The following is a 26,501-nucleotide window of genomic DNA, read 5'->3' as shown; positions in this document are numbered from 1 at the left end:
GCTTTCGCTCTGGCACAAATAAAAAAACCCACTGACACTTGCGCATCAGTGGGCAAACGGAAACCCTGATGATGCGACTGATGGTAAGCGTTGCGCCCCCGTGAATCACCCTTCAGATGTCCCCCAATTGTCGTCAATTTGTAAGGCAGCGCTCGTGCGCCGGCGTGGATGCTGACGGTTGCGCCCTTGCCGCTGTACAATCCCCGGCTCAGGAGAAACCATGCTTTTGGCCGCGCTTCATCACCGACAGTCACCCGGGATGCACCCGTGAACCGGCTATTTTTCCGGTTCTTCGTGGTCGTCATGCTGGCGATCACGGCCGCGACATTCCTCATCTACTTCGCCTTTGCGCGCCTGTTCGGCGATCCGCTGGAAGACATTGCCCGGCGCCAGGCGGCTGGCCAGATTTTCCTGATCGAACATTATGTGGACGAAGCGCCCGGCGACGAGTGGCTCACGCGCCTGAACAATGTGCGTGAAGTCTCGCCGGTGCGCTACGACCTGCTGCCGCTGGCGGCCGCGCGCGCCCGGCTGGACGACACCCGGCGTGCAGCGCTCGATCGCGGCGCGATTGTCCTGGATATCGGCGAACGCGCCCTGTACCGGCGCGTCGACCTGGCGGGCGAGCGCTATATCGGCAGCAACGACGACGTGCTGCATGCGCAGAACCTGCCGATCGATATCGGCAAGGAGCTCAAAAAGGAGCTGCTGCGCTTCGTCATCGTCGCCCTCGCCCTGCTGCTGCCGATTGCCCTGTGGTCGCGTTCTCACTGGCGCGCACTGCAATCGCTGTCACAGATGGCCGACGAGTTTGGCGCTGGCAAGCTGTCGGCACGCGCCCGGCTCGCCCCTTCCGAAATCGTCTACCCGCTGGCCGAACGCATCAACGATATGGCCGGACGCATCGAAGCGCTGATGGGCGCGCAGCGCAGTCTGCTGCATTCGGTCTCGCACGAATTGCGCACGCCAATTGCGCGCCTCGAATTCGGCCTCGAGTTGCTGGACGCGCGCGCCAACGACCCCGACCTGCGCCGCCGTATCGCCGCGATGGAGGGCGACGTGCGCGAACTGAACGACCTGGTCAGGGAGCTGCTCGATATGAGCAAACTCGACAGCGCCGGCACGCTGCAGGGCGCCACGGTGGATCTGGACGCGCTGCTGCGCGACTGCTGCGCCACGCTGCCGCCGTCGCCCCAGGACGTCAGCTGCCAGCTCGCGGACGGGCTGGGCACCATCGACGGCGACGCCCGCCTGCTGGCGCGCGCCATCGGCAACCTGCTGCGCAACGCCCAGAAATATGCCAGCAGCCGGGTCGTGCTGTCGGCCACACGGGGACCAACCGGCATCGAGATGACTGTCGACGACGACGGTCCCGGCATCCCCGACGCCGAGCGCGATAAGGTGTTCGAGCCGTTCTACCGGCTCGACCGCAGCCGCGACCGCGCCACCGGCGGCTTCGGGCTCGGCTTGTCGATCGCGCGCAAGGCGGTGGTCTTGCATGGCGGGACGCTGGAGGTGGCGACGTCCGGTCTGGGCGGCGCGCGCTTCGTCGTGCGGCTGCCCGTGTCCATGGGATCTCCCGCATGAATCAACGCTTCCTGATCACGACCCTGTGCGCGCTGGCCTTGCTGTCGACCGTCGGCGCGTCCCTGCCCTACCCGATGCTGGCGCCGCTGTTTGCCGACGGCAGCATCCACGGCTTGAACAGCTTCCTCGGTCTGCCGCCCAAGCTGTTGCTGGGCATTGCGCTGATGATCAATCCGCTGGGCCTGCTGATCGGCAGCGCGGTGCTGGGGCCGCTGTCGGACGGCTTCGGCCGGCGCCGCGCGCTGCTGCTGACGACCGTGGGCGCGGCGCTCGGTCACTTGCTCACGGCCGCCGCGATGGTCATGGAATCGTACCTGCTGTTCCTCGCCGCGCGCTTCTTCACCGGTCTGCTCGAAGGCAATGGCGCCGTCATGCGCGCGCTCGTGATCGAACGCGTCAAGGGGCCGCTGCGCAATCACGCGCTGTCCTGGCTCAATGGTGCCTTCAATCTAGGCTGGCTCGTCGGGCCGCTGCTGGGCGGCTTCACGATGGCCTACGGCGCAGAAGTCCCGTTCGGCATCGCCGCAGTTGCGCTGCTGCTGGGCACGCTCGGCGTGTTCCTGACGATCCCGGCGACGCCAGCGGCCACGCACGGCCTGCGCTGGTGGACCGTCGCACGGGAACGCCATGCGCTGACGCTGCTGCGCCACGGGCCGCTGCGCACGCTGTTCATCGTCCATCTGGGCTATTGCTGCGGTGTGGCGTCGCTGTATGAATACTTCCCGTTGTGGCTGGTCGATGTGGGCGGCTACGATGCGCGCCAGATTTCGCTCGTGAACATGGGCATGTGCGCGTTGATGACCACTGCCGCGCTATTCGCCGGCCATGCCAGCCTCGTCGAAGGCCGCCTGCGCGCCGGCTGGTATGCGGCGGTGGGCGCCACGGCCATCCTGTGCGTGGGCTTTGGCAATTTGTGGATCGGGATCGCCGGCATCGTCCTGTTCGGCGTGCCGCATGCGTTCTACAACACGGCGCTGCAAACCTGGTCGGCCGATACGTTCGCGGATTATGGCCAGGGTTCGGTCATGGCGCTGCTGTCGACCATTTTCTGCCTGGCCAATATCCTGATGGCGCTGTTGGGCGCGGTGCTGACGCTGATCGACACGCGACTGGTGCTGGTCGTCGGGGGGGTACTGGCGGCGTGCGCCTCGGTGGCGCTGCGGCGCTGGAGTGCCAGCGCCCGGGCCGTGCCTGCGGAAAATGAAGAAGCACACCAGAACCTGTGACGAAAACTATCCCGAGATTTGCCTGGAAAATGTCCAACCAAGGTTACTGACGAGTATGTCCCAGCAAGGTTTTAAACGAACTTCATGTTCGCGATGGTTTGGAGATATTTTTGGAGCTCAAGGAAAACGGGGTCACCTTGGATTCCACGTAGAACCACAGACAATTCCTCATTGGTGCTCAAGCCTCCCTTCGTAATGTTTGCGGAACCAATTACAGCAGTGTAAGCGTCGTCGGTTTCGAAATAATAAATCTTGGTATGCAGCGCACGACTGCCACGACCAACCATGCGATGCGTGAGCCCTGTCCGCGAGGCCAGCGCTGGCGCAACGCCTTCCTTGGTTTCTGTCAAATTGGAATACACGATCACCGTGGCGCCCCTAGCGAGAGCCGCGTCGATTGACGGCAATAGATCTTCTAATCCTGGCAACTTGATCCAGCCGGAACACAGGATTGACACCTTGGATTTATTGATGAGTTCGGAAAGCAGATCAACATGCCTTCGTTTGCCAGAATTCGTTTGGAGAAGCATATGGCCTTCACAGTTTTATTGTTCGTCGCCTAATTGTCCGATTCTGCTCCATGAAACAGTCATACCGCATAATGCCGACAGAATTTTCCTTACAGAAATTCCTGAATCTTATGGTCAGCATGAACTATGAACCACATCAACGCGCAATGAAAAACGGCGCCCATTGGACGCCGTTCAACTTGCTACCAACAACCTTTACTGCCCGACATTACTCGGCAGTGGACGCACATTCGTCACCGCATGCCACAGATGCTGCCACCAGTGATCGCGCGAATTGACCGTGACGAGGCAGGCCTTGTCGACACCGGACTTGAAGACCATGTCGGGGCACTTGTTCGTCGCCAGCGCGTGGCGCTGGTTTTCGGCATTGACCAGCGCGATGGCGAGCCAGATGGCCACCAGGGCGAAGATCGCCGCCAGCGACCACGCGACATGGTTCACGCGGCTGGTCTCAAACAGCTCTTCCTCTTTGGGCCGTGACCCTTCGTAGATCTTGAGGATGTCGCGTTCGACGTCGTTGGTCATTTGGTCTGGGCTGCCTTCGTTACCAGTGCATCGAGGACCTGGCCAGTGGCCGTCATCAGCTGGCCCATGTCCTGGATCTTGTTCGATTGTGCCACAGTCGCTGGCGACACGACGTATTTACCATCGATGACAACAGTCGGCGTGCTGCTGGCCTTGTACGCTTCGGCAACTGCCGGCAGACGCTTGAGCTTGGTCTGGACGCCGAACGAGTTCCACGCTTCCATGAACTTGGCCTTGTCCAGCCCGTTCGAGGTTGCCCAGGCGATGATGTCCTCATCCTTCATCAGGCGCTTGCGCTCGACGTGCACGGCGCGGAACACGCGGTCATGGTACTGCTCCAGCTTGCCCATGGCGTCGAGCGTCAGGAACAGGCGGGCTTCCGGGTCGCTCGGGCCCTGGAACGGCAGCGGGATGCGGCGCATCACGATGTTGTCGCCCTGCTTCTTGATCCATGCATTGAGCGTCGGCTCGAACGCATTGCAGGCGCCGCAGTGGTAGGCGAAGAATTCAACGACTTCGACCTTCTTGCCGACGGTCTGGGTCGGCTGCGGCGCGGCCAGCACGGTGTATTCGGAGCCGACGCGTGGATCAGTCGGCGAAGCATTGGCGAAACCGGCAACCAGGGCGGCAGCAACGAGGGCAAAACGCAGAGTGCGCATAACATCCTTCCACAAATATGATTGAGCGAACGATCGCGAGATTACCACTTTTTGCCCCTGCCCTGTCTGCAGGGCGCGATTTATTGCATTTGCTTACCGCTGAAACATGCATGCAAATACATCAGCCACCCGCGCCCGGCAAAACATGGATCAGAAGTCGTAGCGCAGCGACACCTTCAGCTGGCGGCCATCGCTCGGGTAAATCCCGGCGCGGCAGCTGAACGCGTAGCTGTAGTGCTGGCGATCGAGCAGGTTCAGGCCCGACACCGACGCTTCCCATGGACCGAAGCGGCGCGCATAGCGGGCGTCGACCGTCGTGTATGACGGCACGCGGGCGTCACAGCTATTGGCGAAGTCGCTGCCGAAACGCTGGCTGGCCACCCACTGCGCGCCGACATCGGCGGTCTGGCCATTGCCCGGCGTCCAGGCCAGGCGCGTCGTCACGACGTGCTTGGGCACCAGCACCATCTCGCGGCCGGCATTCGGACCATCGCGGAACTCGGATTGCACGTATTGCCATGCCCCGGTCAGGCGCAGGTTGTTCGCCAAGAGCGCGTTGCCTTCGACTTCCACACCCTGGCGGCGGGTGGGGTCGAGATTGGTGTTGATGCCAAAGCCACCAGCAAGCGTCGGATCGAAGAAGATTTCGTTCGTCAGGCGGTGACGGAACACGCGGGCCGTGGCCTTGTGCGCGTCGTTGCCGAAGGCGACGCCCAGCTCCAGGTCGCGCGAGGTTTGCGGCGCCAGCACGCCAGGGCTCGAGCGGTACGAGTTTTCGTCGATGTTGGCGATGCGGTAGCTGCGACCGGCCTTGGCGAACACGGTTACCTCGCGCGCGACGTCGAAGCTGCCTTCGACCGTGAACGCGTTGACTGACTGCTCGGTGTCTTCCGGCTCGACAAAGGCGAGCGGATCGGTGTAGTCCTTGTCGAAACGTTCATGGCGCGCGCCGACGGCCAGGCGCGCATTGTGCGGCGCGTTCCAGGTCAGTTCGTCGCGCACATAGATCGCCTTGGACTCCTGTTTGGCGTCGCCGGCCGAGAAGCTCGACGTCACTTGGCGGTCCCAGCGGGTCAGGTCGATCCCGGTGACGAATTCATTGCGCTTATCGCCAAGCGTGGCAGTGTGGCGCAGACGTGGCGAGAACTGGGTCTGATCGGCCTGATAGCGCGAGGCCGATGGGAAGCCCGAGAACACATACGTCGAACCGACATCGCGCTCGCGGTGCGACAGTTCGGCAGCCAGTTCGATGGCGCCGATGCGGTGTTCGACGAAGGCGCTGACACGGTCGGTGTCAAGCGAGCCGAAGTCGTCCGGTGTGTTGCTCTGGGTCGGGTTGGCCTGGAACTGTGCCTCGTTCAGCGAGCCCGGCAGGCGCGAGTCCGAACGCGAGCTCTCGAAGCGCAGGCCGGCGCGGCCGTTCGAACCGTACGCATATTGCACGCCGCCGCTGAAGCTCGTCTGCTCGTACTTGTTATTGTCGCGGTAGTTGTCGGTGCGGCGGTCGGCCACGGCGGCGTCGAACGACCACGGGCCGGCGCCATGCGCGATCGAGGCGCGCAGGTCGAGCGCGTCGAAGCGCCCGCCTTCCACGAACAGGGTGCCGCGCGTGCCGCTGCCTTGCGGACGGCGGGTGAAGATCTGGATCACGCCGCCGGTGGCGCCATCGCCGTACAGCACGCTGCTGCCGCCACGGGTGATTTCGATGCGCTCGACCGTATCGACCGGGATGCTCGAGAGCACCGTGCTGGCCAGCTCGTTTTCATTCAGGCGCACACCGTCGACCATCACGACCACGTTCTGCGCGCTGTTGGTGCCGAAGCCACGCAGGTCCAGGCTGAAGTCGGGCGAGCCGTCCAGGCTCTGGCGACCGAAGACGCCGCCGATCTTGCGGATCGCCGCATTCACGTCGGCCACGCCGGAGGTGCGGATCTGGTCCGCCGTGATCACGGTGGCGCCGATCGGCGTGGCGGTGGCCGGGAAGCGGGATGCGGTGACGACGACCGGCGCCAGCGTTTCCTGCGCAGTAGCGTTGACAGCGAGGGTAGCGAAGGTGGACACGGCGAAGGCGCACGCCACAACGAGGGGCGCGCGGCGCGCGGGAGCTGCAAAAGTCATGATGAGTGTGTTCTCGGTAAAGGGCGCCCTGCTGCGTCCCCGCAGCCTGGCGTCGAAGGAAGCGCGTCGCGCTTCCACCTGTCCTGGCCGGTATCCGGGCTGGCAAGCGGACGCCCTCACCTTCCTGTCCGGCACGGACAGTGGTTATCGAGATTGTCTGCCGCGGCGCAGGATGTGCGGACGCGGCGCTTGTTGACCGTTGCGGGGGCAGCACACTTCCAGGACGGCGCGCGGCGCAGCCCTGTCGTGTTTCCCGTTTAACTTCGCGCGCTGGAATGCGCGCGAGAGCACCAAAACGGCGCGATTATACCGTGTCGGCACGCGCCCTGGCAGGTCAACTGCCGCGCTTGCCGCGCGACTGCTCTTCGAGCTTGGCAGCCAGCTTCTCGGCGGCCAGACGGGCCTTCTCGGCCACTTCGGCTGCGTGCAGGGCCAGGCTGGCCGCGCGCGAATCCGGCGTTTCCAGGCTGATGCGGCCCAGGGCACCCTGGCGGTAATCCTGCAGCAGCGAGTGCGCTGCCTTTTCGTAGTCGTAGTCGCCGCCGCGCACGCGGAAGCCACGCCGCATCGCCACGCCTTCGATCACGCCCACGCCATCCATGCCGTCCGTTTTCAGGCCATAGCGCGCGGTGAGCAGGTGCGGGTAGCGCTGCAGCAGCAGCTCGCCCAGGTATTCGGCCACTTCTTCTTCGACCAGCGCGTTGGTGCCAATGGCATGGCTGGCTGCCAGCATCAGGCCATCGGTGGCCATGGCGATTTTTGGCCACAGCATGCCGGGCGTATCGACCAGGACCACGTTCTTGTTCAGGTACAGGCGCTGCTGGACCTTGGTCACGGCCGGCTCGTCGCCCACCTTGGCCACGCGTTTTTTCAGCAGCGCGTTCATCAGCGTCGATTTGCCGACGTTGGGGATGCCCATGATCATGATGCGCAGCGGCTTCGTTGGCACGCCGCGGTGCGGTGCCAGCGACAGGGCCAGATCGGGGATGCGGGCGACGTCGGCCGGCTTCTTGGTCGTCATCGGGTAGGCCGTGACGCCGTCCTGCGCATCGTAATAGGCTTTCCAGGCGGCGGTGGCGACCGGATCGGCCAGATCGATCTTGTTCAGGATTTTGAGGCTGGGACGCTGGCGGAACTTGCGCAGCTGGTCCACCAGTGGGTTGCAGCTCGCCTCGGGCAGGCGTGCATCGAGGACTTCGATCACCAGATCGATGTTCTCCATCTGCTCGGCCGCTTCCTTCTTAGCCGCGTTCATGTGGCCCGGGAACCATTGTATCGACATGCTGTTGCTTTCTTTATCTTTCGTTCAAGGTGCTATTTTACGCTGGTGGCGCACGCGAGCGTGGTGAACCCGCCACAGCTGGTCTTTCTCTTGCGCATGACGTTGAGCCGTTGCAACACTGTTGACATATTCGGCGTGCACACTTGCCCTTGGCCACGCACGGTGGCGGGCCGCCAGCGGAGACGACATATGCGCGCACGGGACAGACTGAAACGATCGATGGTGCGCTGGTACGGCGTCGGCTTGCTGTGCTGCGCCATCGCGGTGTCCGCGCTGGTCGAGTTGCCGCTGGTGCCCTACTGAACCAGCCCCGATTCGCTGCACGCAAGAGGCGGTAACGTGGCCGCCGGATCGAACGCCGCCAAACGCTCGCGCGCTGCCGCGCGGTCTTTCGCATACTCGGCCAGATAGCGGCTGCGTTCCTCGCTCTGCCATACGTGATCGGGCACGCCGGCCAGCGACAGCGTGCGGCTGACCAGCACGGCGCCCTCGCGGCGCGCCAGCAGCAGCCGGTCCGGGTCCGCGTTCTCACGCAGCAGATAGCCTTCGACATCGCGCAGCACCAGCGGCAATGGCGGCGCAGGGTCGGCGTCGTGCAGCAGCTTGCCGTGCACGTGCAACGCGACCGACTGCATCCCCTGCCCCAATAGTTCGTTGAAGCTTGCCAGCGCGAACGGGCGGCCCAGCGCATCGTCGATGCGGCCACTGACCACGTAGCGGCCGGCCAAGCGCACGTCGAGCGGCAGCGTGAACTCGATGGCGTCCGCGCCGATCGCTTCACGCGGCGCACCCGCCCACACGGCCGGCAACTCGGGCGAATAAATCACGTCGAACAACACGACACCCGCACGGCCGGCCGCGGCAAAGCGCACTTCGCTGCGGATGGTGCCGTGAAAGCCCGCCAGTGCACCCGCGTGCGGAGCGAACGTGGCGCGCCAGTAATCGGCATCATCCTGCGAAAACGCCAGCGTGACGCGGGGCGCGGGGCGGCTGCCCGTGGTGCCCATGCCCTGGGCCAGCGCACGCGTGACCACCAGCGGCAGTGCGGCGCCGTGCGCGTCAACAGCGCGCAGCGACAACGTGACCGTCTCGCCTGCCGCCAGGTAGACGCGCGACTGCGCGGTCTGCACCAGCACGCCGGGATCGCTGTCGCCACCGTCGACACGCATCGGGTTCGATTCGCGCACCGGCTGGTTCGGATACAGCTGGTCGGGATGCTGCGCGGCCGGACGCGAAGCATGCGGGTAGCGGGTGTGCTGAAGGTAGCTGCAATAAGTGTGCTGCGTTAATCGGACCTGCCCGGCAAGCTGGCGTCGGCGCATGGTACGGTCGTCGCCGGCGGGATTCATGACCGGCACCGGCCCGAGAAAATGCAGGCCGGTCGATTGCGCCGATGCAGCAGGTGGCAGCGCCGGATCGTCCTGGTGCCAGAACAGCCCGACCACGAACGCAGCGGCGACGACCAGCGCCAGCCAGACGGCGCGCCAACTAATTGGCCGTATTGACCATCGCTTCACGCATGACTCCGATGATGCCAGCCCAGTTGCCGTCGCCATAGTGGTTGAAGCGTTCGCCGTCGTCGCGGAACACGACCGAGTGCCAGCTCCACTTGACGCTGCTGCCCTGGTTCGGCGCGGTGCCCAGGCGCAGGTCGTCGCACAGCCAGTCACCCGGATTACACAGCGAACGGCCCGCATTGCCGGCCACGCCGCCGCTGCTGTGATAGGCCACGACCTCGTCGTCCTGGCCTGGCAGCACGAACGAGTACGCAGTACCGCGCGCACCGGCGTAGCGGTAGAACCAGACGTTGCGAGTGTCATTGTGGTTGTACATGGCGCGCGCGGTGCTGGTCTTGAGGTCTTGCACGAGCGGCTCGGAGGTGGTCCAGGCGCCGACGTTGGCGAGTTCGGAGCCGCCCGCCGCACCAGCTGCGACGCGCACCCATTTGAGGTTCCAGCCGGTCTGCACGCCCCCGCTGGCGGCGCACACGCCGCTGGCGTTCGCGCTGGCGTTCGTCACGGTGCGCGCCGAGCCGCCGTAATTGGCCAGTGTGTAGCCAAGCAGCAGGTCGCCCGCGCTGTAGGCAGCGATGTAGCACCAGTTCTGGCCCGTGCAGAAGCAGTCGAGCGCATCGCGCACGCGCCCGCTTTGCGAGGCAATGCTGCTGCGGCCATCCCAGTTGACTGCCTGCTTGTTGATGCCGGCAGGCGTCGCGGCCGGGCCCCAGTAGCGAAAGTCGCTGTAGTTACCAGGAGCGCCGCCGCTGCTGCGGCCGTTGATCCAGAGCGTGTAATTGGTGGCGCCCGCCACGGTGCTGGCCAAAAGCAGGCACAGAGTGCAGAAGATATAGAGGGCGTACGGGATGCGGCGGGGGTTTATGCTGGCCTCCTCGCTCATGCTGATCTCCTCGCTCATGCTGGTCTCCTCGCTGCCCGGCTTGTGCCGGTGCTACGTTAGAGAGCAGAATGCCGCCGCGGTTCCCGACTATTCAAGATCGGCCAGCACCTTCAGGTGCGCCACCACGCTGCGCGCCAGCGACGACAGCTCGTAGCCGCCTTCGAGACAGCTGACGATCCGCCCGCCGGCGTATTGGTTGGCCACCGCCAGCACCTGCCGCGTGATCCACGCGTAGTCCGCCTCGACCAGCCCGATGCCGCCCATGTCGTCGTCGCGATGGCCATCAAAGCCGGCCGAGACAAAAATCATCTGCGGCTTGAAGGCATGCAGCGCCGGCAGCCACTGCTCCTGCACCAGCTGGCGCACGGTGTCGCCCTCGCAGCGCGCCGGCACCGGTACGTTCACGCAGGTGGCGGTAATCGGTTCGGGCTCGGTGTAGGGAAAGAACGGGTGCTGGAAGAAGCTCGCCATCAGCACGCGCGGATCATCGCGAAACGCATCGGCCGTGCCGTTGCCGTGGTGGACATCGAAGTCGATGATTGCGACGCGCTGCAGCCCATGCGCCTCGAGCGCGTGGCGCGCGGCGATGGCCACGTTGTTGAAGAGGCAGAAGCCCATCGGCTCGGTCGGCGTGGCGTGGTGGCCCGGCGGGCGCACCGAGCAGAAGGCATTGGTGACCGTGCCGGCGATGACGTCGTCGGTTGCCGCCACCGCGGCGCCGGCCGCGCGCAGCGCCGCCTGGTAGCTGTGCTGATTGAGCGACGTGTCGCCATCGAGCGGGTAATAATCGCCCGGCGTGGTGGGTACGTGGTCGCGCACCAGCGCCAGCGCGCCCGCCGTGTGGTTGCGCAGGATCTGCGCCGTGTCGGCCAGCGGCGCACTGCGCTGCTCGATCAGGCCATCCAGGCGCGCCAGGATCAATTGGTCGTCGATGGCCCGCAGGCGCGCCGGGGACTCGGGATGCCAATCGCCCATCTCGTGCCGCAGGCAGTCGGGGTGGCTGTAAATCGCTGTACTCATGATGCTCGGTCTCCGCCTGTGCTCATCCATTCACACCTTGCCGCGCCGTTCTCGCATAGAATCCCTTGGGACGGCTTGTTGCTGTCGACGTATGAAGATTGCCAATGACGCTAATCTACCACGGCAGGCCGCAGCGCTGCTGTGCCGCCTTGTCAATCATGCCATGCGTGCCAGGTCCGCCGACCTGTTTCATGTACCGAATAACGTAAAGCCAACCATGTTCAACAAATTGCACGCCGTCGCACGCCAGGTCAACGAGGTGGTGGTCGGCAAGGACCAGCAGGTGCGCCTGGCCCTGACCTGCCTGCTGGCCGGCGGCCACCTGCTGCTCGACGACCTGCCGGGTGTCGGCAAGACCACGCTGGCGCACGCGCTGGCCATTTCGCTGGGCCTGCGCTTTAACCGCGTCCAGTTCACGAGCGACCTGCTGCCGGCCGACGTGGCCGGCATCTCGATCTACGAGCGCGAAAAGAACGAATTCGTGTTCCACCCGGGCCCGATCTTCACGCAGGTGCTGCTGGCCGACGAGATCAACCGCGCCACGCCCAAGACCCAGTCGGGTCTGCTCGAAGCGATGGAAGAACACCAGGTCTCGGCCGACGGCGTCACGCGCGCCCTGCCCGAGCCTTTCTTTGTCATCGCCACGCAGAACCCGGCCAATCAGGTCGGCGTGTTCCCGCTGCCCGAGTCGCAGCTCGACCGCTTTTTGATGTGCCTGACGCTGGGCTATCCGGACGCCGCCGCCGAACGCGCGCTGCTGATGGGCGAAGACCGACGCGCGATGCTCAAGACGCTGCAGCCGGCGATGCAGGCCACCGAACTGGCCGCGGCCCGGCATCAGCTGCGCACCATCCACGCATCCGACGCGCTGATCACGTATGTGCAGGCGTTGGCGCAGGCGTCGCGCCAGAACGGCATGTTCGCCGAGGGCCTGTCGCCACGCGCCGCGATCGCGCTGCTGCAGGCCGGGCGCGCCTGGGCTGCGCTCGAAGGGCGCGACCACGTGATCCCCGAGGATATCCAGGCCGTGCTGGTGCCGGTCTGCGCGCACCGCCTGCGCCCACTGCGCGCCGCGCACGGCACCGCGCTGGCCAGCCGCGACCTGGTGCTGCAACTGCAAAAGGCGGTCCCGGTCTGATGGCGCTGGCGCTACGGGGCTGGTTGCGCCGCACGACCGGCACATGGCTGCCGCGCGGCGGCGCGCTCGACGCGGGCGAGGTGGTCATCAGCCAGCGCCGCGTGTTCATCGTGCCATCGCGCGCGGGCCTTGGATTCGTGCTGCTGCTGGCCGTGCTGCTGGTCGGGTCGGTCAATTACGGGCTGGGCCTGGGCTTCGGCCTGACCTTTCTGGCACTGTCATGCGCACTGGTCGACATGGTCGCCACCTACCGCAATCTGGCGCAGCTGCGCCTGCAACAGGGCCGCACGGCGCCCGTGTTTGCGGGCGAAGTGGCGCAATTTGAGCTGCATGTAATCAACCGCACGCGCCTGGCGCGCTACGCCGTGCGGGCCGACTTTGCCGACTGGCTAGATGCGCGCCACGTCGCCGACATCGCCGCTGGCACGCAGGCCACCGTCACCCTCACGCTGCCGACCACCGCGCGTGGCTGGGCGGCGCCGGCGCGCGTGAAGCTGTCGACGCGCTTTCCCCTTGGCCTGTTCGTCGCCTGGAGCTACTGGCGGCCGGCCGCGCAAGTGCTGGTCTACCCGCGCCCCGAAGACGGCGCGCCCGGCCTGCCGCTGCAGGGCGGCGGCGGCAACAGCGTGCGCACGGCCGGCCATGACGATTTTGCTGGCGTGCGCAATTACCAGGCCGGCGACTCGCCGCGCCAGATGGCCTGGCGCCAGATCGCGCGGCTCGATCCCAGCATCGGCGGCCAGCTGGTGACCAAGCACTTTGAAGGCGGTGGCGGCGACGAACTGGTGCTCGACTTCGACCGCCTGCCACGCACGCTCGACGTCGAACTGCGCCTGGCGCGCCTGACGCGCTGGGTGCTGGACGCCGAAAGCCGCGCCCTGCCCTACGCCTTCCACCTGGGTCCCGTACGCATCGACGCCGGCAGCGGCGCGGCGCACCAGGCGGCGTGCCTGCGCGCGCTGGCCTTGTACGGCATCGAGGGTCCCGCATGAACTTCCTGCGTACCCCGCTGCCACGCGACAAGGCCGACACGCTGCTATTACTTGCCAGCGCGGTGCTGGTGCTGGCGCCGCACGCGCTGCACCTGCCGTGGTGGGTCTCGCTGCTGTGCGCGGCCACGCTGGCCTGGCGCGCCGCCATCACGCTGCGCGGCAAGCGCATGCCCAAGGCCATCGTCCTGCTGCCGATCGCGATTGCGGCCATGGTCGGCGTGCAGTTCAGCTACGACACGCTGCTCGGCAAGGATGCCGGCGTGGCGATGCTGGTGCTGCTGGTGGCCTTCAAGATGCTCGAGATGCATGCGCGGCGCGACCTGTTCGTCGTGGTGTTCCTGTGCTTCTTCCTTGTGCTGACCAACTTCTTTTACGCGCAGGGGATCGGCACGGCGGTCATGATGATCGCGTCGGTGCTGCTGCTGCTGGCCACGCAGCTGTCGTTCCAGTTCACCGGCGCCGTGCCGCCGCTGCGCACGCGCCTGGCGATGGCCGCGCGCATGCTGGTCTTTGCCGCGCCGATTGCGATCGCGCTGTTTTTCGTGTTCCCGCGCATCCAGGGCCCGTTGTGGAGCATGCCGGGCGGCCCGGGCGCCGGCACCTCGGGCTTGTCGGACCAGATGGCGCCGGGCCAGATGTCGAACCTGGCGCTGTCCGAAGAGCCGGCGTTTCGCGTGCGCTTCTTTGGCCGCCCACCACTGCCGCCCCAGTTGTACTGGCGAGGCCCCGTGCTCGATGCCTTCGATGGCCTGACCTGGCGTCGCGGCGAGAACACCGCGTCGGGCCGCAATCTGCGCCTGTCGGTCGGCGGGCCGGGACTGGAATACGAAGTCACGCTCGAACCGTCGCAATCACGCTGGGTGTTCGCGCTCGAGATGCCGGGCGAATTGCCGGTCGTGCCGGGCCACGAGTTGCGCATCTCACCGCAGTTCGAGCTGACGGCTGACACGCCGCTGGCGAGCCGCGTGCGCTACCGCGCCAGCTCGCACGTCGAGTATGCGCTGCAGCGTGGTCCGGCACTGGCGGACACCAATCGCTGGCTGTTGCTGCCGTATGGCTTCAACCCGCGCGCCCTGGCTGCCGGCATGGCCTTGCGCGCGCTGGGCGACCCGGCAGCGCGGGTCGACGCCGTGCTGCGCCAGTTCCGCGAGCAGCCGTTTGAATACACGCTGGCCCCGCCGCTGCTCGGGCGTCATACGGTTGACGAATTCCTGTACGGGACGCGCTCGGGCTTTTGCGAACATTACTCGGGCGCCTTCGTGTTTCTGATGCGCGCGGCCGGCGTGCCGGCGCGCGTGGTGACCGGCTACCAGGGCGGCGAGCTCAATCCCATCGACGGCTTCATGACGGTGCGCCAGTCGGATGCCCACGCCTGGGCCGAAGTCTGGATCGCCGGCCGTGGCTGGCTGCGCGTGGATCCGACGGCGGCGGTGGCGCCGGAGCGCGTGCAGTCAGGGACGAACCGGGCCACGGAGCGGCCCGCGCCATTCGGCATCGACGCGCTGCGCGGCGTGAACCCGTTCGGACTGCAAGCCGGCGCCTGGCTGGCCGATGTGCGTAACGCGATGGGCGCGCTCAACAACGGCTGGAACCAGTGGGTGCTGAACTACACGCCGGAACGCCAGCGCAGCGTCGTACAGGGCCTGCAGGACAAATTGCTCGGCTGGCCGTTCGGCGTCGCGCTGGTGCTGGCCGGATTGGCCTGGTGGAGCATGAAAATTTTGCGGCGCCGTCGCGAAATCGACCCGATCGATGCTCTATACTCGGTCTTGTGCAAGCGACTGGGCCAGGCCGGCCTGCCGCGCGCGCAAGACGAAGGGCCCAGCGCCTACGCGGCGCGCATCCTCGCCACCGATGCTGCTACCGCCGCCGGCGCGCAGGCCTTGGGCCCGCCCGCCCGCGAGGCCGCCATCGCCTTCCTGCGTCGTTACAGCGCCTGGCGCTACGCCGCGCCCGCAGCCGATCCCCGGCTCCACGCCACCTTGAAACGTCTATTGTCGCAAGTCAGATGAAATTAATTGTTACCCTGTTCGCCGCGCTCGCGCTTGCCGCCAGCGCGCATGGCGATGCGCTCGCCGCCCCTTCTTCCGACAGCCAGGCGCGCAGCGCGCAAGCCAAGACCAAGGCCGCCAAAGCCAAGGCCGCAGCGAAAGCCAAATCAACGAACGCCAAATCGTCCAAGGTGCGTAGCACCGCCGCCAAGGCCGCGCCAGTTGTTGCAGCCGGCGCCGCTGCCGCGAGCGTCGTCGACACCGACAACGAGCACGTCAACTTTCTGGAATGGCAACCAGTACGCGAATTCATCGACGGGATGGTCGCGCAGCACGGCTTTGAACGTGCGGCGCTCGAGGCGCTGTTCGGCCAGGTGCGCTACATCGATACGGCCGTGCAGCTGGTCAAGCCGGCGCCACCGGGCAAGCCAAAGAACTGGCAAGCCTACAGCGCCCGCTTCATCGAGCCGATCCGGATCCGTGCCGGCGTGCGCTTCTGGGAAGCCAACGCCGAGGCGCTCAAGCGCGCCGAAGCAGCGTATGGCGTGCCGGCCGAGATCATCGTCGGCATCATCGGCATCGAGACTATCTACGGCCGCGACACCGGGCGCTTCCGCGTGCTCGACTCGCTGACCACCCTGGCGTTCGCCTATCCGGATTCACCGAACCAGGCCGCGCGCCAGGCGTTCTTCCGCGATGAGCTGGCCAACACGCTGGTGCTGGCGCGCGAGCGCGGCTACGACCCGTTCTCGCTGCTCGGCTCGTTCGCAGGCGCCGTCGGTTTGCCGCAATTCATGCCGAGCAATATCCTCAAATACGGTGTGGACTTCGATAACGATGGCCGCGTCGATCTGCGCGGCTCCAGCGTCGATGCGATCGGCAGCGTCGCCAACTTCCTGATCCAGCATGGCTGGAACCCCGAGCACCGCGGGCCGACCGCGTATGCCGCCGACGTTTCGCCAACGCGCGCCTGGGAGTCGCTGCTCGGACTCGGTCTGGAAGCGACGCTGAAACCGGAAGCGCTGCGTGCTGCTGGCGTGGTCACCAGCACGCCGCTGCCGGCGGAGAACCTGTACGGTTTGATCGACCTGCAAAATGGCGCCGAGCCGACCGAGTACTGGGTCGCCAACGATAATTTTTATGCTATCACCAAATACAATCGCAGTTATTTCTATGCAATGTCGGTTGTGGACCTGGGTCGTGCCGTGCGCGCTGCCCGACCTGAGTGAGGCACATCACGCTACATTTCCGAGTGGGAAAGTTTGTAATCCTTTGTAACAAGTTTCCCTCCAACTTTCAATATTGCTGACCAGCACTCGCTCGCATACCCCCCAGGGGTATGCGCAAGTATCTTGCAATTATTCGTACTAAATATATTACGAATGTAGTCATACTCCCCATTTTCTTTCCATTAAGTCAGCAATTCCCATACTGTGCGGCATCAAATGCTGGATGCCCGTACACTACTCATTAATCAAAAAACAATAGTTGTTTCACGTGACTATATGAGAGAATTGCATTGCGGCTATTGTTGCAAGTAGACAACGATAACCGAATCGAAAGAAACGATTCCGGCTTGCTCATGAGTATCGGTATCGAAATAGTTGTACAATTGAATAGAAATTTACGAAAGTAAAAACCGGACTCGACGTTGTAGATGTTGATGACTCCGCACTAACCCCTAAGGAATATGAATCATGACTAACCAAGTCGGCATTGATATGAACAGCGATTCGGAAGGCGACGAGCTGCTTCAGTACAACCCGAATCGCCTTCTCGATACGCTGATCGAGAACCTGCGCCTGAAAAATGACGCAGCGCTGTCGCGCGCGCTGGAAGTGGCGCCGCCGGTGATTTCGAAAATCCGTCACCACCGCCTGCCAGTCGGCGCTTCGCTGCTGATCCGCATGCACGAAGTGAGCGACCTGTCGATCCGTGACCTGCGCTACCTGATGGGCGATCGCCGTGCGAAATTCCGCATCAGCGACAAGCAGTTCAAGCCAAAAGAAGGCGCAGTCCCGGCAATGAAAGACTGAGCAACGTCGGGCGCTTCAGGGCGCCTGCGTTGTTCGTCTGGCCAGGATTGAACGGGCCGTCCCATGCGGCACGGCCCGCACCAGTAGTGCATACGCCCGCGCGGGCGTATGAGCCGCCGCATTGGCGGACGACCGAAGGAAATTGGCTTGGAGCCGATGGAAAGGTCTAGGCAGTCCAAGGACTGATTTGACAAGGCCGCCTGTGAACCAGGCGGCCTTTTTTATGGCGCCGTCAATCTTGTAGCAGCATTGACCGCGCCGGTGATTCAGGCAGGAAAGACACCCGTGGACAGGTAGCGATCGCCCCGGTCGCAGACGATGAACACGATGGTCGCGTTCTCGACGGTCTGCGCGATGCGCAGCGCCACTTCACAGGCGCCTGCGGCCGAGATGCCGCAGAAGATGCCCTCTTCGGCCGCCATGCGGCGTGCCATCTGCTCAGCGGCTGCCTGGCTCACGCTCTCGACCTGATCGACGCGCGCCTTGTCGTAGATCTTCGGCAGGTAGGCTTCGGGCCACTTGCGAATACCCGGGATCGACGAGCCTTCTTCGGGCTGCGCGCCGATGATGCGCACGGCGTCGTTCTGCTCCTTCAGATAGCGCGACACGCCCATGATGGTGCCGGTGGTGCCCATGGCGCTGACGAAGTGCGTGACGCGTCCTTCGGTGTCGCGCCAGATTTCCGGGCCCGTGCTCTCGTAGTGCGCGCGTGGATTGTCGTCGTTGGCGAACTGGTCGAGGATGATGCCCTGGCCGTCTTTCTGCATCTGCTCGGCCATGTCGCGCGCGTATTCCATGCCGCCGGTCTTTGGCGTGAGGATGATCTGTGCGCCGTAGGCAGCCATGCTCTGGCGCCGCTCGATCGACAGGTTATCTGGCATTAACAGGATCATCTTGTAGCCGAGGATGGCTGCAGCCATCGCCAGCGCGATGCCGGTATTGCCGCTGGTCGCTTCGATCAGCGTGTCGCCCGGCTTGATCTGGCCACGCAATTCGGCGCCGCGCAGCATCGACATCGCAGCCCGGTCCTTCACCGAACCGGCCGGGTTGTTGCCTTCGAGCTTGCCCAGAATGATGTTATTGCGCGCCGCGCACTCCGCGCCCGGCAGGCGCTGCAGCTGCACGAGCGGCGTGTTGCCGATCGTGGATTCGATGGTCTTGTATGCCATTGCGTTCTCTATTCCTTGCGATACCAAAACACCATTTTAATCCGAGACGAACGTCGACGTCGGAGGACGGGTTCGACAATGCAAAGGGCCGCGATGCAAACGTTGCATCGCGGCCCTTCTGTCTGCTCAGACGCCCTTTCAGCGCAGCGGCAGCGGATACGTCGCGACGCTGACGTTGCCGTCCTTGTCGACCGCCTGTACGCCGAAGAAGACATTGTCCTTCGACAGGTCGAGCGTGGCTTCCGTCACGTTGCCGACCCACTTGGAGCCTTCCCAGTTGGCACTGGTCGTGTCGCGCCAGACGATGCGGTAGCCGGCCAGGTCGGGCTCGCCATTCGCTTTCCAGACCAGGGTGGAATCGTTGGTCAGGGCTGCGGTGCGCAGCTTGACCTCTTGCGGTGCGGCAGGCGCCAGCGCGAGCGAGGCCATCGCGGCGCCATTCACGCGCGTGACCTTGGCGATGTAGTCAAAGTCGACGTGGTCGATCGTGTCGCCATACACCTTGCCATTTTCGGTGCGCAGATCCTGGTGCTGGTGCGAAAAATCTTCGGCTGGCTCGGTAAAGCGCAGCGCGGCGTAGCCCTGCTCCAGGAACGGCATGTGGTCGCCCCCGCGCAGATAGCGGTCATGCCGCTGGATCACGCTGACCTTGAAGCCTTTCACGTAGCGCTCGCCCTGCTCCTTCGTGTGGCGCGCGAGCTGGCGCGAGAGCGAATCGTTCTCGCCGCCCGTGGCCACCAGCTGGCGCACGGCCTCGCTCATTTCCTTGGTCGCCGGGATACTCTGGGCAAACAGGCGCACCTGCTTGTTGTCGACCTTGCCATCGTCGCCTTTCGAGCTGCCGATGATGTCGTTGGTGAACATGCCGGCCACGTTCCAGTTCTTTTCCCGCGCACCGACGGCCCAGTGGCGGGCGCCGATCAGGCCCTGCTCTTCTGCGGCCACGGCCATGAACACGAGCGTCGCGTCGAATTTGTACTTGGCCATCACGCACGCCAGTTCCATGATGGCGGCGGTGCCCGATGCATCGTCGTTCGCGCCTGGCGCGTCCGAGGTGGCGTCCATCACGTCCGAGGCGCGCGAGTCATAGTGACCGCTGACCACGTACATGCGCTCTTTGGAAGCGGCCTGCGTGCCCGGCAGCGTTGCGACGACATTGACGATCTCGGTGGGCTTGGTGATGCGCGCCGAGACGGGCGCGACGTGGCTGTCATACGTGACCTGCAATGGCGTGCCGGCGCCGCAGCGCTCGAGCTCAGCCTTGATCCAGCGGCGGGCAGCGCCGATGCCGCGCGTTGGCGACTCGGTCTCGGACATCGTGTGGCGCGTGCCGAAGCTGACCAGCTTGCGGATATGGCCTTCGATGCGCTGCTGCGAGACTTCACCGAGAATCTTGCTGATCTGGGCTTGCTGCGCGGTGATGTCGGGTTGTTTCGGTGTGGCGGGCGCAGCGGACGTAGTTGCTGGCGCAGCAGCTGAAGCGGCCCCTGCAGCAGCCAGCAGGGCTGCCAACAATGCAGTTGAGACACGAGTTGAAACACGGGCGTGAGGCATGACGACCTTTCTGATGTTGATGTTCAAGCATGATCTTGAAGAGCTGGAACATCTTGCCACGCGCCCGTGACGCTGTCAGTCAATACATGTCATGTTGCCGTTTTGGCGTCGGCCGGTTTGGCAGCGGACTTGTCGCCCTTGGCAGCGGCAGGCTTGGCGGCTGCGCCTTCCTTGGCCTTGCCGTTGACCACCAGCCCGGACTGGCTCAGCTTGACTGCCTTTTTATCGCCCAGACCCTTGACGCGCGTTTGCAGGTCGGGCCAGTCCTTGAACTCGCCCTTGGCGCGCTCGTCGAGGATGGCCTTGGACATGCTCGGCCCCACGCCCTTGACGCCATCGAGCGCGGCGACATCGGCTTTGTTCACATCGACCTGGGCAAACGCCATGCTGCCCGAGACGGCCAGCGCGGCAAAGGCAAGCATCAGTTTCTTGATCATCGAATTTCTCCGTTGGTTGAAGACGCTGGACGGCGACGCCGCCCATCGCTCTTCTAACGGATCGCCCGGCGCGTCGTTGACGGGCCGGGCTTGCGCCAGATCAAGCGCGACTCAACCGGGGAACAGCTCGTCGCGCGTCACCGTGGCCGTGCCCAGCTTGCCGACGACGATGCCGCCGGCGCGGTTGGCCGTCACCAGCGCTTCGCCCAGCGGCGCGCCCGTGCCCAGCATGGTGGCCAGCGTCGCAATCACCGTGTCACCGGCGCCGGACACATCGAACACTTCGCGCGCATCGGCGTTCACATGCAGCACTTCGTCGGCCGTGAACAGGCTCATGCCTTCTTCGGAGCGCGTCAAGAGCAGCGCATCCAGGCCAAGTTCCACGCGCAGCGCCTGCGCTTTTTCGAGCAATTGGGTCTCGCTCTTCCAGCCGCCAACGACGCGTTGCAGTTCGGCGCGGTTGGGCGTCAGGATGCTGGCGCCCTTGTACGGCGTGAAATCGTCGCCCTTCGGATCGACCAGCACGATCTTGCCAGCGGCGCGCGCCAAGGCAATCATCTCGGCGACATTGACCAGCGCACCCTTGTTGTAATCCGACAGGATGATGACGTCGTAATCGGGCAGCAGCGCCTTGAACTGGCTGAGCTTATCGCGCAGCACGGTTTCGGTGGGCGCATCTTCGAAATCGATGCGCACCATCTGCTGCTGGCGACCGATGACGCGCAGCTTGATGATGGTCGAGATCGCGTCGTCGCGTTTCAGATAGCTATGAATGCCCGCGCCCTGCAGCAGGCGCTCGACTTCATCGCCCGCCTCGTCGGCCCCTACCACGCCCAGGAGGCCCGTGTGGGCGCCCAGCGCGGCGGCATTGCGCGCCACGTTGGCGGCGCCGCCCAGGCGCTCCTCGCGCCGCTCGATGCGCACGACGGGCACCGGCGCTTCGGGCGAGATGCGCGAAACGTCGCCGAACCAGTAGCGGTCGAGCATCACGTCGCCCACCACCAGCAGGCGCACGGCAGACAGTTCGGGGGCCGCCTGCTGGCGGTAGTCGTCGGCCACCAGCAGGCGGCTCGGGGTCATGGGCATGGAGGTTGTGCTCGTGCTGGTCATTGGGATCGTTCGATGAACCGTCAGTTCATTACGTTGAGTTCTTCGGTGCGGCGTGGCGGATACGAATCCCAGCGGTTGCAGCCCGGGCATTGCCAGTAGAACTGACGCGCCTTGAAACCGCAGTGGCTGCACTGGTAGCGCGCCAGTTTCTGCGTGTAGCGCTGCACCAGGTTCTTGACCATCGACAGCTCTTCCCAGACGTGGGCCGGCGCATCCATCAGACGCGCTTCAAGCAATTTATCCAGGCCAAGCAGTGTCGGATTGCGGCGCAGCTCTTCCACCACCAGGCCCTTGGCCGCTTCGACGCCATCGAGCTCGATGACGGCCTTGAACACCACTTCGATCAGGTCGATCGACGAGGCTTCGGCCAGGTACGAGCGCAGCAGATTCACGCCCTCTTGCGGCCGGCCCACCTTGCGGTAGCCATCCATCAGGCGCGCAGCCACCAGGGCCACGTGCGGCACGCTTTGCTGCTCCACGCGGCGCCAGGTCTTGAGGGCTTCTTCCACGTCGCCCTGGGCCAGCAGCGCGTCGCCGCGCAGGATCGTGGCGCGTACGCTGTGGCGATTCGCTTCCAGCGCCTTGTCCAGCAGCAGCATGGCGTCGCTTGGCGCCATGTGCACCAGCGCGTCGGCTGCCAGTTCGCAATAGAACTGGGCGATCTCGATCTGGCGCGCGCCGGCGCCGGACGCTTGCAAGTCTTCGGCCGCCTCGATGGCGCGCTTCCATTCCTTTTCACGCTGGTAGATTTCCAGCAGCGAACGGCGCGCTTGCACCGCATACGGTGTGTCGGCCAGTCCATTGAACGATTCCTCGGCGCGGTCCAGGAGGCCCGCCTTCAGGTAGTCGATGCCCAGTTCGTACTGCGCATGCGCTTTGTCTTCGCTCGGCAAGTCGGGGCGCGCCAGCAGGTTCTGGTGCACGCGAATCGCGCGCTCGGTCTCGCCGCGGCGGCGAAACAGATTGCCCAGCGCGAAGTGCATGTCGCTCGATTCAGGGTCGAGCTTGACGATCTCGATGAACGAATCGATGGCCTTGTCGGGCTGGTCGTTGAGCAGGTGGTTCAGGCCCTTGAAGTAGCCGCGCGGCAGCGTGCGCGACTCGGAGACCACCTCGTTGATGTCGACCCGGGCGGCGAGCCAGCCCAGGCCAAAGAAGAAGGGGATGCCAAGCAGCATCCAGAGTTCGAAATCCATGGTGTTCTTGTTGTTAGTGGCGGGGTGCAACCGGTGGAACGGCATCCGGCGGCGGCGGCGTGGTGGCGACCACACCGGTGCCGGCGGCGCTTTGCAGGGCCTGGATGGTGTACTTGTGCTGCCATTTTTCGCGGCGCTGACGGAACACGGTCGGCGCCAGGGCCAGGATGCCGAAAGCGGCGCCGGCAACAAAAAACGCCAGCAGCATTAGCACGAGGGGGCCGCGCAATTCATAGTCGAGGAAAAAATGCAGGTCGACCTCTTTCGTGTTCTTCAGCGCAAAGCCGAAAAACAGGATGAACAGGACAAATCCGACGATGGTCGAGACGAATTTCATCAACAGGTTCCGCTAGACAAGGGTGTAAGGGCGAAGTGTCGCATATCCGCCATCATATTTCAAAATAGCGTGCGGCGTTGGGCCGTTGGCTGACCCGACAGGCCAAAAAAAACGGCACCCTCGCGGATGCCGTTTCTTGGTGCCAGCACTGACTCAATCGTTGATGATCGGTTGCCCGACCATCGCGTCCACCTGCTCGCGCAACTGCTTGCCCGGCTTGAAGTGCGGCACCCGTTTTTCGGGCACCATCACCTTGTCGCCGGACTTCGGATTGCGACCGATGCGCGGTGGGCGGCTGTTCAGCGAGAAACTGCCGAAACCACGGATCTCGATGCGTTGACCGGTCGCCAGGGCGTTGGTCATCGCATCGAGGATGGTCTTGACAGCAAATTCCGCATCCTTTGCCACCAGCTGAGAATAACGCTCAGCCAGTCGGTTGATCAGCTCGGACTTGGTCATCTGCAAGCTCCTCAGGGCTTACCTGATTAGTTCTTGTTATCGAACTTGGCCTTGAGCAGTGCGCCCAGGCTGGTCGTGCCCGAAGCAGCGCTGTTGTCGTTCGACAGCTTGCTCATGGCTTCTTGCGTATCGACATTGTCTTTCGCCTTGATCGACAGCTGGATGCTGCGAGCCTTGCGATCGATGTTGATCACCAGAGCTTCGACGGTGTCGCCGACTTTCAGGTGGGTGCCAGCATCTTCAACGCGGTCACGCGAGATTTCCGAAGCGCGCAGGTAGCCTTCAACTTCTTCGCTCAGCGAGATCACGGCGCCTTTTGGCTCAACCGATTTCACGGTGCCGGTGACCAGCGAACCCTTGTCGTTCATCGACGAGTAGGTGTTGAACGGGTCGCCTTCGAGTTGCTTCACGCCCAGCGAAACACGCTCGCGCTCGACGTCGATGGCCAGAACCACGGCTTCCAGTTCGTCGCCTTTCTTGAAGCGACGCACAGCTTCTTCGCCGGCTTCGGTCCACGACAGATCCGACAGGTGCACCAGACCATCGATGTTGCCTGGCAGGCCGATGAACACGCCGAAGTCGGTGATCGACTTGATCGAACCCTTGACCTTGTCGCCCTTCTTGTGGGTCATGCCGAAGTCGTCCCATGGATTTGCTTTGCACTGCTTCATGCCCAGCGAAATACGGCGGCGCTCTTCGTCGATCTCCAGAACCATGACTTCCACTTCGTCGCCCAGCTGGACAACTTTGTTTGGTGCCACGTTCTTGTTGGTCCAGTCCATTTCGGACACGTGGACCAGACCTTCGATACCCTGCTCGACTTCGACGAACGCGCCGTAGTCGGTGAGGTTCGTGACTTTACCGAACAGGCGGGTGCTCTGTGGGTAACGACGCGACAGACCGGTCCATGGATCGTCGCCCAGCTGCTTGACGCCCAGCGAGACGCGGTTCTTCTCTTGATCGTACTTGAGGACCTTGGCGGTGATCTCTTGGCCAACCGACAGGACTTCGGATGGGTGACGCACACGACGCCATGCCAGGTCGGTGATGTGCAGCAGACCATCGATGCCGCCCAGGTCGACGAATGCGCCATAGTCGGTGATGTTCTTGACGATACCGGTAACCACGGTACCTTCTTTCAGCGTTTCCATCAGCTTCTGACGCTCTTCGCCCATCGATGCTTCGATGACAGCGCGGCGCGACAGCACGACGTTGTTACGCTTGCGGTCCAGCTTGATGACCTTGAATTCGAGGGTCTTGCCTTCGAATGGGGTCGTGTCCTTGACTGGACGGGTGTCAACCAGCGAACCCGGCAGGAACGCGCGGATGCCGTTGGTCAGAACGGTCAGGCCGCCCTTGACTTTGCCATTGACGGTACCGGTGACGATCTCGCCCGATTCCATTGCTTTTTCCAGCGCCAGCCACGAAGCCAGACGCTTGGCCTTGTCGCGCGACAGGATGGTGTCGCCAAAGCCGTTTTCCAGCGACTCGATGGCCACGGAAACGAAGTCGCCTACTGCGACTTCCAGTTCGCCCTGGTCATTCTTGAATTCTTCGATTGGAATGAACGCTTCCGACTTCAGGCCTGCGTTGACGATCACGAAGTTGTGATCCAGACGCACGACTTCAGCCGAAATGACTTCGCCCGAACGCATGTCTTGACGCGACAGCGATTCCTCGAAGAGGGCGGCAAAGCTTTCCATACCAGTATCTTGGGTAGTTGCAGTAGACATAAAAAAGTTGGTTATTTCATGTGAGCCAGCAGACCGACGATAGTGCGGACTGAACTGGGTTAGGTTAAAACACGCTTGCGATGGCCAATATGCTGTCGCAAGCACCAAAGGACAAGGTCTACGACTGCCACCCTCAACAACGAAGATGCCAACCGGAAGACCACCGTCCCCACCCAGGTGGGGATCCAGATTTACTTGCAAACCACCATGGCGATGACTCAAGCCAATGGTGACGCATCGAACCGGGATTCCCGCCTGCGCGGGAATGACGTTCAGGCGCTGCTGCCTAACGGTTCGGACTGCAACCGGTTGACACCACCGCCACCACGTCATTCAAAGTCTTATTTATGCGTATACCAGGTCAGGACCTGCTCGACCGCCTGGTCGACCCCCATCGCAGAGGTATCCAGGATATGCGCATCAGCTGCTGCGACCAGGGGAGCGACTGCGCGACCGGTGTCGCGTTCGTCTCTAGCCCGTAAATCTGCCAGCAGGTCGTTCATATTAGCAGAAAAGCCTTTGTCAATCAATTGCTTATACCGGCGTTGCGCGCGCGCCTCAGCACTTGCGGTGAGGAACACCTTGAGCTTGGCGGTGGGAAAGATCACGGTGCCCATATCGCGCCCGTCGGCCACCAATCCGGGCGCCTGGCGAAAGCCCAGTTGCAGGTCAAACAGCGCCCGGCGCACGCCCGGCAAGGCGGCGATCTTCGACGCCATATTGCCCACTTCTTCCGCGCGGATCGCGTGACTTACATCCTCATCCGCCAGGTAGATCACGTCATCCCGAAAGCGCGCCGGCAGCTGCTGGGCCAGCTTCGCGATGCCCGCTTCGTCCGACAGCGGCAGCGCGCCGCGCAGCGCCTGCAGCGCCGTCAGGCGATACAGCGCGCCCGAGTCGAGCAGGTGAAAACCCAGGCGGTCGGCGATGCGGCTGGCCACGGTGCCCTTGCCGGAAGCGGTCGGGCCGTCGATGGTGATGACTGGTACGTTGGAATTGGGCATG

General features: G+C 64.0%; 24 protein-coding genes and 1 riboswitch. Of the genes, 7 read left to right on the top strand and 17 right to left on the bottom strand.

All coding sequences use genetic code 11. From position 1 onward, the window contains the following. The first annotated feature begins 267 nt into the window (after positions 1 to 267). Entirely contained in the window at positions 268 to 1,587 is a 1,320-nt protein-coding gene (locus HD842_RS01725) for an ATP-binding protein (protein ID WP_183550143.1), read from the top strand. Next, on the top strand, positions 1,584 to 2,813 hold the full coding sequence (locus HD842_RS01720) for an MFS transporter (protein ID WP_183550140.1): 1,230 nt from the start codon (positions 1,584 to 1,586) through the stop codon (positions 2,811 to 2,813). The genes HD842_RS01725 and HD842_RS01720 overlap by 4 nt, the downstream gene beginning before the upstream one ends. 71 nt (positions 2,814 to 2,884) lie before the next feature. Here the strand turns inward: HD842_RS01720 and HD842_RS01715 are convergent, their stop codons facing one another. The 8 genes from HD842_RS01715 to HD842_RS01680 form a co-directional block, all read right to left on the bottom strand. Further along, on the bottom strand, positions 2,885 to 3,343 hold the full coding sequence (locus tag HD842_RS01715; RefSeq protein ID WP_183550137.1) for a phospholipase D-like domain-containing protein: 459 nt from the start codon (positions 3,341 to 3,343) through the stop codon (positions 2,885 to 2,887). 195 nt (positions 3,344 to 3,538) lie between these two features. After that, positions 3,539 to 3,868 carry a hypothetical protein gene (locus HD842_RS01710; RefSeq protein ID WP_183550134.1) on the bottom strand — a complete coding sequence of 110 codons (330 nt, stop codon included), beginning with the start codon at positions 3,866 to 3,868 and terminating at the stop codon, positions 3,539 to 3,541. Then, complete coding sequence (locus HD842_RS01705; RefSeq protein ID WP_183550131.1) at positions 3,865 to 4,527, bottom strand: thiol:disulfide interchange protein DsbA/DsbL; 663 nt, start codon at positions 4,525 to 4,527, stop codon at positions 3,865 to 3,867. Before HD842_RS01705 ends, HD842_RS01710 begins: the two co-directional genes overlap by 4 nt. Before the next feature lie 150 nt (positions 4,528 to 4,677). After that, positions 4,678 to 6,645 carry a TonB-dependent receptor gene (locus HD842_RS01700; protein ID WP_183550128.1) on the bottom strand — a complete coding sequence of 656 codons (1,968 nt, stop codon included), beginning with the start codon at positions 6,643 to 6,645 and terminating at the stop codon, positions 4,678 to 4,680. Between the two features lie 68 nt (positions 6,646 to 6,713). Then, positions 6,714 to 6,954, bottom strand: a riboswitch (cobalamin riboswitch). Positions 6,955 to 6,979: 25 nt separating this feature from the next. Further along, the gene (gene ylqF, locus HD842_RS01695) at positions 6,980 to 7,927 is read right to left on the bottom strand and encodes a ribosome biogenesis GTPase YlqF (protein WP_183550125.1); all 948 of its coding nucleotides are present in this window, start codon (positions 7,925 to 7,927) and stop codon (positions 6,980 to 6,982) included. 296 nt (positions 7,928 to 8,223) lie between these two features. Next, positions 8,224 to 9,444 (bottom strand): hypothetical protein, encoded by a 1,221-nt coding sequence (locus HD842_RS01690; RefSeq protein WP_183550122.1) that lies wholly within the window; start codon positions 9,442 to 9,444, stop codon positions 8,224 to 8,226. Beyond that, positions 9,416 to 10,342, bottom strand: coding sequence for a hypothetical protein (locus HD842_RS01685; protein ID WP_229424549.1), 927 nt, complete (start codon positions 10,340 to 10,342; stop codon positions 9,416 to 9,418). Before HD842_RS01685 ends, HD842_RS01690 begins: the two co-directional genes overlap by 29 nt. Positions 10,343 to 10,411: 69 nt before the next feature. Beyond that, positions 10,412 to 11,344, bottom strand: a complete 933-nt coding sequence (locus tag HD842_RS01680) for a histone deacetylase family protein (RefSeq protein ID WP_183550120.1) — start codon at positions 11,342 to 11,344, stop codon at positions 10,412 to 10,414. Between the two features lie 217 nt (positions 11,345 to 11,561). Here HD842_RS01680 and HD842_RS01675 point away from each other — a divergent pair, with 217 nt between their 5' ends. The 5 genes from HD842_RS01675 to HD842_RS01655 all read left to right on the top strand — a co-directional run bounded on the left by HD842_RS01675 (position 11,562) and on the right by HD842_RS01655 (position 17,501). Beyond that, entirely contained in the window at positions 11,562 to 12,482 is a 921-nt protein-coding gene (locus tag HD842_RS01675; RefSeq protein ID WP_183550117.1) for an AAA family ATPase, read from the top strand. Further along, complete coding sequence (locus HD842_RS01670; RefSeq protein WP_183550115.1) at positions 12,482 to 13,474, top strand: DUF58 domain-containing protein; 993 nt, start codon at positions 12,482 to 12,484, stop codon at positions 13,472 to 13,474. Before HD842_RS01675 ends, HD842_RS01670 begins: the two co-directional genes overlap by 1 nt. Further along, positions 13,471 to 15,486, top strand: coding sequence for a transglutaminase TgpA family protein (locus HD842_RS01665; protein WP_183550112.1), 2,016 nt, complete (start codon positions 13,471 to 13,473; stop codon positions 15,484 to 15,486). Before HD842_RS01670 ends, HD842_RS01665 begins: the two co-directional genes overlap by 4 nt. Continuing rightward, a complete protein-coding gene (gene mltB, locus HD842_RS01660; RefSeq protein ID WP_183550109.1) occupies positions 15,483 to 16,694 on the top strand; it encodes a lytic murein transglycosylase B in 1,212 nt (403 codons plus the stop codon). Before HD842_RS01665 ends, mltB begins: the two co-directional genes overlap by 4 nt. Positions 16,695 to 17,162: 468 nt before the next feature. Further along, positions 17,163 to 17,501 (top strand): hypothetical protein, encoded by a 339-nt coding sequence (locus HD842_RS01655; protein ID WP_183550106.1) that lies wholly within the window; start codon positions 17,163 to 17,165, stop codon positions 17,499 to 17,501. Positions 17,502 to 17,767: 266 nt separating this feature from the next. Here the strand turns inward: HD842_RS01655 and cysM are convergent, their stop codons facing one another. The 9 genes from cysM to cmk form a co-directional block, all read right to left on the bottom strand. Continuing rightward, on the bottom strand, positions 17,768 to 18,670 hold the full coding sequence (gene cysM / locus HD842_RS01650) for a cysteine synthase CysM (RefSeq protein WP_183550103.1): 903 nt from the start codon (positions 18,668 to 18,670) through the stop codon (positions 17,768 to 17,770). A 138-nt stretch (positions 18,671 to 18,808) separates the two neighbouring features. Continuing rightward, positions 18,809 to 20,185: a M28 family peptidase gene (locus tag HD842_RS01645; RefSeq protein WP_229424548.1), complete on the bottom strand. Its 1,377-nt coding sequence runs from the start codon at positions 20,183 to 20,185 to the stop codon at positions 18,809 to 18,811. A 128-nt stretch (positions 20,186 to 20,313) separates the two neighbouring features. Beyond that, the gene (locus HD842_RS01640; RefSeq protein WP_183550096.1) at positions 20,314 to 20,661 is read right to left on the bottom strand and encodes a ComEA family DNA-binding protein; all 348 of its coding nucleotides are present in this window, start codon (positions 20,659 to 20,661) and stop codon (positions 20,314 to 20,316) included. Positions 20,662 to 20,772: 111 nt separating this feature from the next. After that, positions 20,773 to 21,741 (bottom strand): D-glycero-beta-D-manno-heptose-7-phosphate kinase, encoded by a 969-nt coding sequence (rfaE1, locus tag HD842_RS01635; RefSeq protein ID WP_267875160.1) that lies wholly within the window; start codon positions 21,739 to 21,741, stop codon positions 20,773 to 20,775. 50 nt (positions 21,742 to 21,791) lie between these two features. Next, complete coding sequence (gene lapB / locus HD842_RS01630; protein WP_183550093.1) at positions 21,792 to 22,967, bottom strand: lipopolysaccharide assembly protein LapB; 1,176 nt, start codon at positions 22,965 to 22,967, stop codon at positions 21,792 to 21,794. 13 nt (positions 22,968 to 22,980) lie between these two features. Next, entirely contained in the window at positions 22,981 to 23,304 is a 324-nt protein-coding gene (locus HD842_RS01625; RefSeq protein WP_183550089.1) for a LapA family protein, read from the bottom strand. Between the two features lie 153 nt (positions 23,305 to 23,457). Next, on the bottom strand, positions 23,458 to 23,763 hold the full coding sequence (locus HD842_RS01620) for an integration host factor subunit beta (protein ID WP_183550085.1): 306 nt from the start codon (positions 23,761 to 23,763) through the stop codon (positions 23,458 to 23,460). A 26-nt stretch (positions 23,764 to 23,789) separates the two neighbouring features. Then, positions 23,790 to 25,496, bottom strand: coding sequence for a 30S ribosomal protein S1 (rpsA, locus tag HD842_RS01615; protein WP_183550082.1), 1,707 nt, complete (start codon positions 25,494 to 25,496; stop codon positions 23,790 to 23,792). Between the two features lie 341 nt (positions 25,497 to 25,837). After that, a complete protein-coding gene (cmk, locus tag HD842_RS01610; protein WP_183550078.1) occupies positions 25,838 to 26,500 on the bottom strand; it encodes a (d)CMP kinase in 663 nt (220 codons plus the stop codon). Between the last annotated feature and the right edge of the window lies 1 nt (position 26,501).

Source organism: Massilia aurea (assembly GCF_014200505.1).
Lineage (GTDB): Bacteria > Pseudomonadota > Gammaproteobacteria > Burkholderiales > Burkholderiaceae_D > Telluria > Telluria aurea_B.
This window is presented reverse-complemented; position numbering and strand designations above follow the sequence as displayed.

Bases quoted from the DNA above. Each gene is read 5' to 3' on its own strand.
- HD842_RS01720 (WP_183550140.1), top strand. From the start codon at position 1,584: ATGAATCAACGCTTCCTGATCACGACCCTGTGCGCGCTGGCCTTGCTG.
- HD842_RS01715 (WP_183550137.1), bottom strand. From the start codon at position 3,343: ATGCTTCTCCAAACGAATTCTGGCAAACGAAGGCATGTTGATCTGCTT.
- HD842_RS01710 (WP_183550134.1), bottom strand. From the start codon at position 3,868: ATGACCAACGACGTCGAACGCGACATCCTCAAGATCTACGAAGGGTCA.
- HD842_RS01705 (WP_183550131.1), bottom strand. From the start codon at position 4,527: ATGCGCACTCTGCGTTTTGCCCTCGTTGCTGCCGCCCTGGTTGCCGGT.
- HD842_RS01700 (WP_183550128.1), bottom strand. From the start codon at position 6,645: ATGACTTTTGCAGCTCCCGCGCGCCGCGCGCCCCTCGTTGTGGCGTGC.
- ylqF (WP_183550125.1), bottom strand. From the start codon at position 7,927: ATGTCGATACAATGGTTCCCGGGCCACATGAACGCGGCTAAGAAGGAA.
- HD842_RS01685 (WP_229424549.1), bottom strand. From the start codon at position 10,342: ATGAGCGAGGAGATCAGCATGAGCGAGGAGGCCAGCATAAACCCCCGC.
- HD842_RS01680 (WP_183550120.1), bottom strand. From the start codon at position 11,344: ATGAGTACAGCGATTTACAGCCACCCCGACTGCCTGCGGCACGAGATG.
- HD842_RS01675 (WP_183550117.1), top strand. From the start codon at position 11,562: ATGTTCAACAAATTGCACGCCGTCGCACGCCAGGTCAACGAGGTGGTG.
- HD842_RS01670 (WP_183550115.1), top strand. From the start codon at position 12,482: ATGGCGCTGGCGCTACGGGGCTGGTTGCGCCGCACGACCGGCACATGG.
- HD842_RS01665 (WP_183550112.1), top strand. From the start codon at position 13,471: ATGAACTTCCTGCGTACCCCGCTGCCACGCGACAAGGCCGACACGCTG.
- mltB (WP_183550109.1), top strand. From the start codon at position 15,483: ATGAAATTAATTGTTACCCTGTTCGCCGCGCTCGCGCTTGCCGCCAGC.
- HD842_RS01655 (WP_183550106.1), top strand. From the start codon at position 17,163: ATGACTAACCAAGTCGGCATTGATATGAACAGCGATTCGGAAGGCGAC.
- cysM (WP_183550103.1), bottom strand. From the start codon at position 18,670: ATGGCATACAAGACCATCGAATCCACGATCGGCAACACGCCGCTCGTG.
- HD842_RS01640 (WP_183550096.1), bottom strand. From the start codon at position 20,661: ATGATCAAGAAACTGATGCTTGCCTTTGCCGCGCTGGCCGTCTCGGGC.
- rfaE1 (WP_267875160.1), bottom strand. From the start codon at position 21,741: ATGACCCCGAGCCGCCTGCTGGTGGCCGACGACTACCGCCAGCAGGCG.
- lapB (WP_183550093.1), bottom strand. From the start codon at position 22,967: ATGGATTTCGAACTCTGGATGCTGCTTGGCATCCCCTTCTTCTTTGGC.
- HD842_RS01625 (WP_183550089.1), bottom strand. From the start codon at position 23,304: ATGAAATTCGTCTCGACCATCGTCGGATTTGTCCTGTTCATCCTGTTT.
- HD842_RS01620 (WP_183550085.1), bottom strand. From the start codon at position 23,763: ATGACCAAGTCCGAGCTGATCAACCGACTGGCTGAGCGTTATTCTCAG.
- rpsA (WP_183550082.1), bottom strand. From the start codon at position 25,496: ATGTCTACTGCAACTACCCAAGATACTGGTATGGAAAGCTTTGCCGCC.
- cmk (WP_183550078.1), bottom strand. From the start codon at position 26,500: ATGCCCAATTCCAACGTACCAGTCATCACCATCGACGGCCCGACCGCT.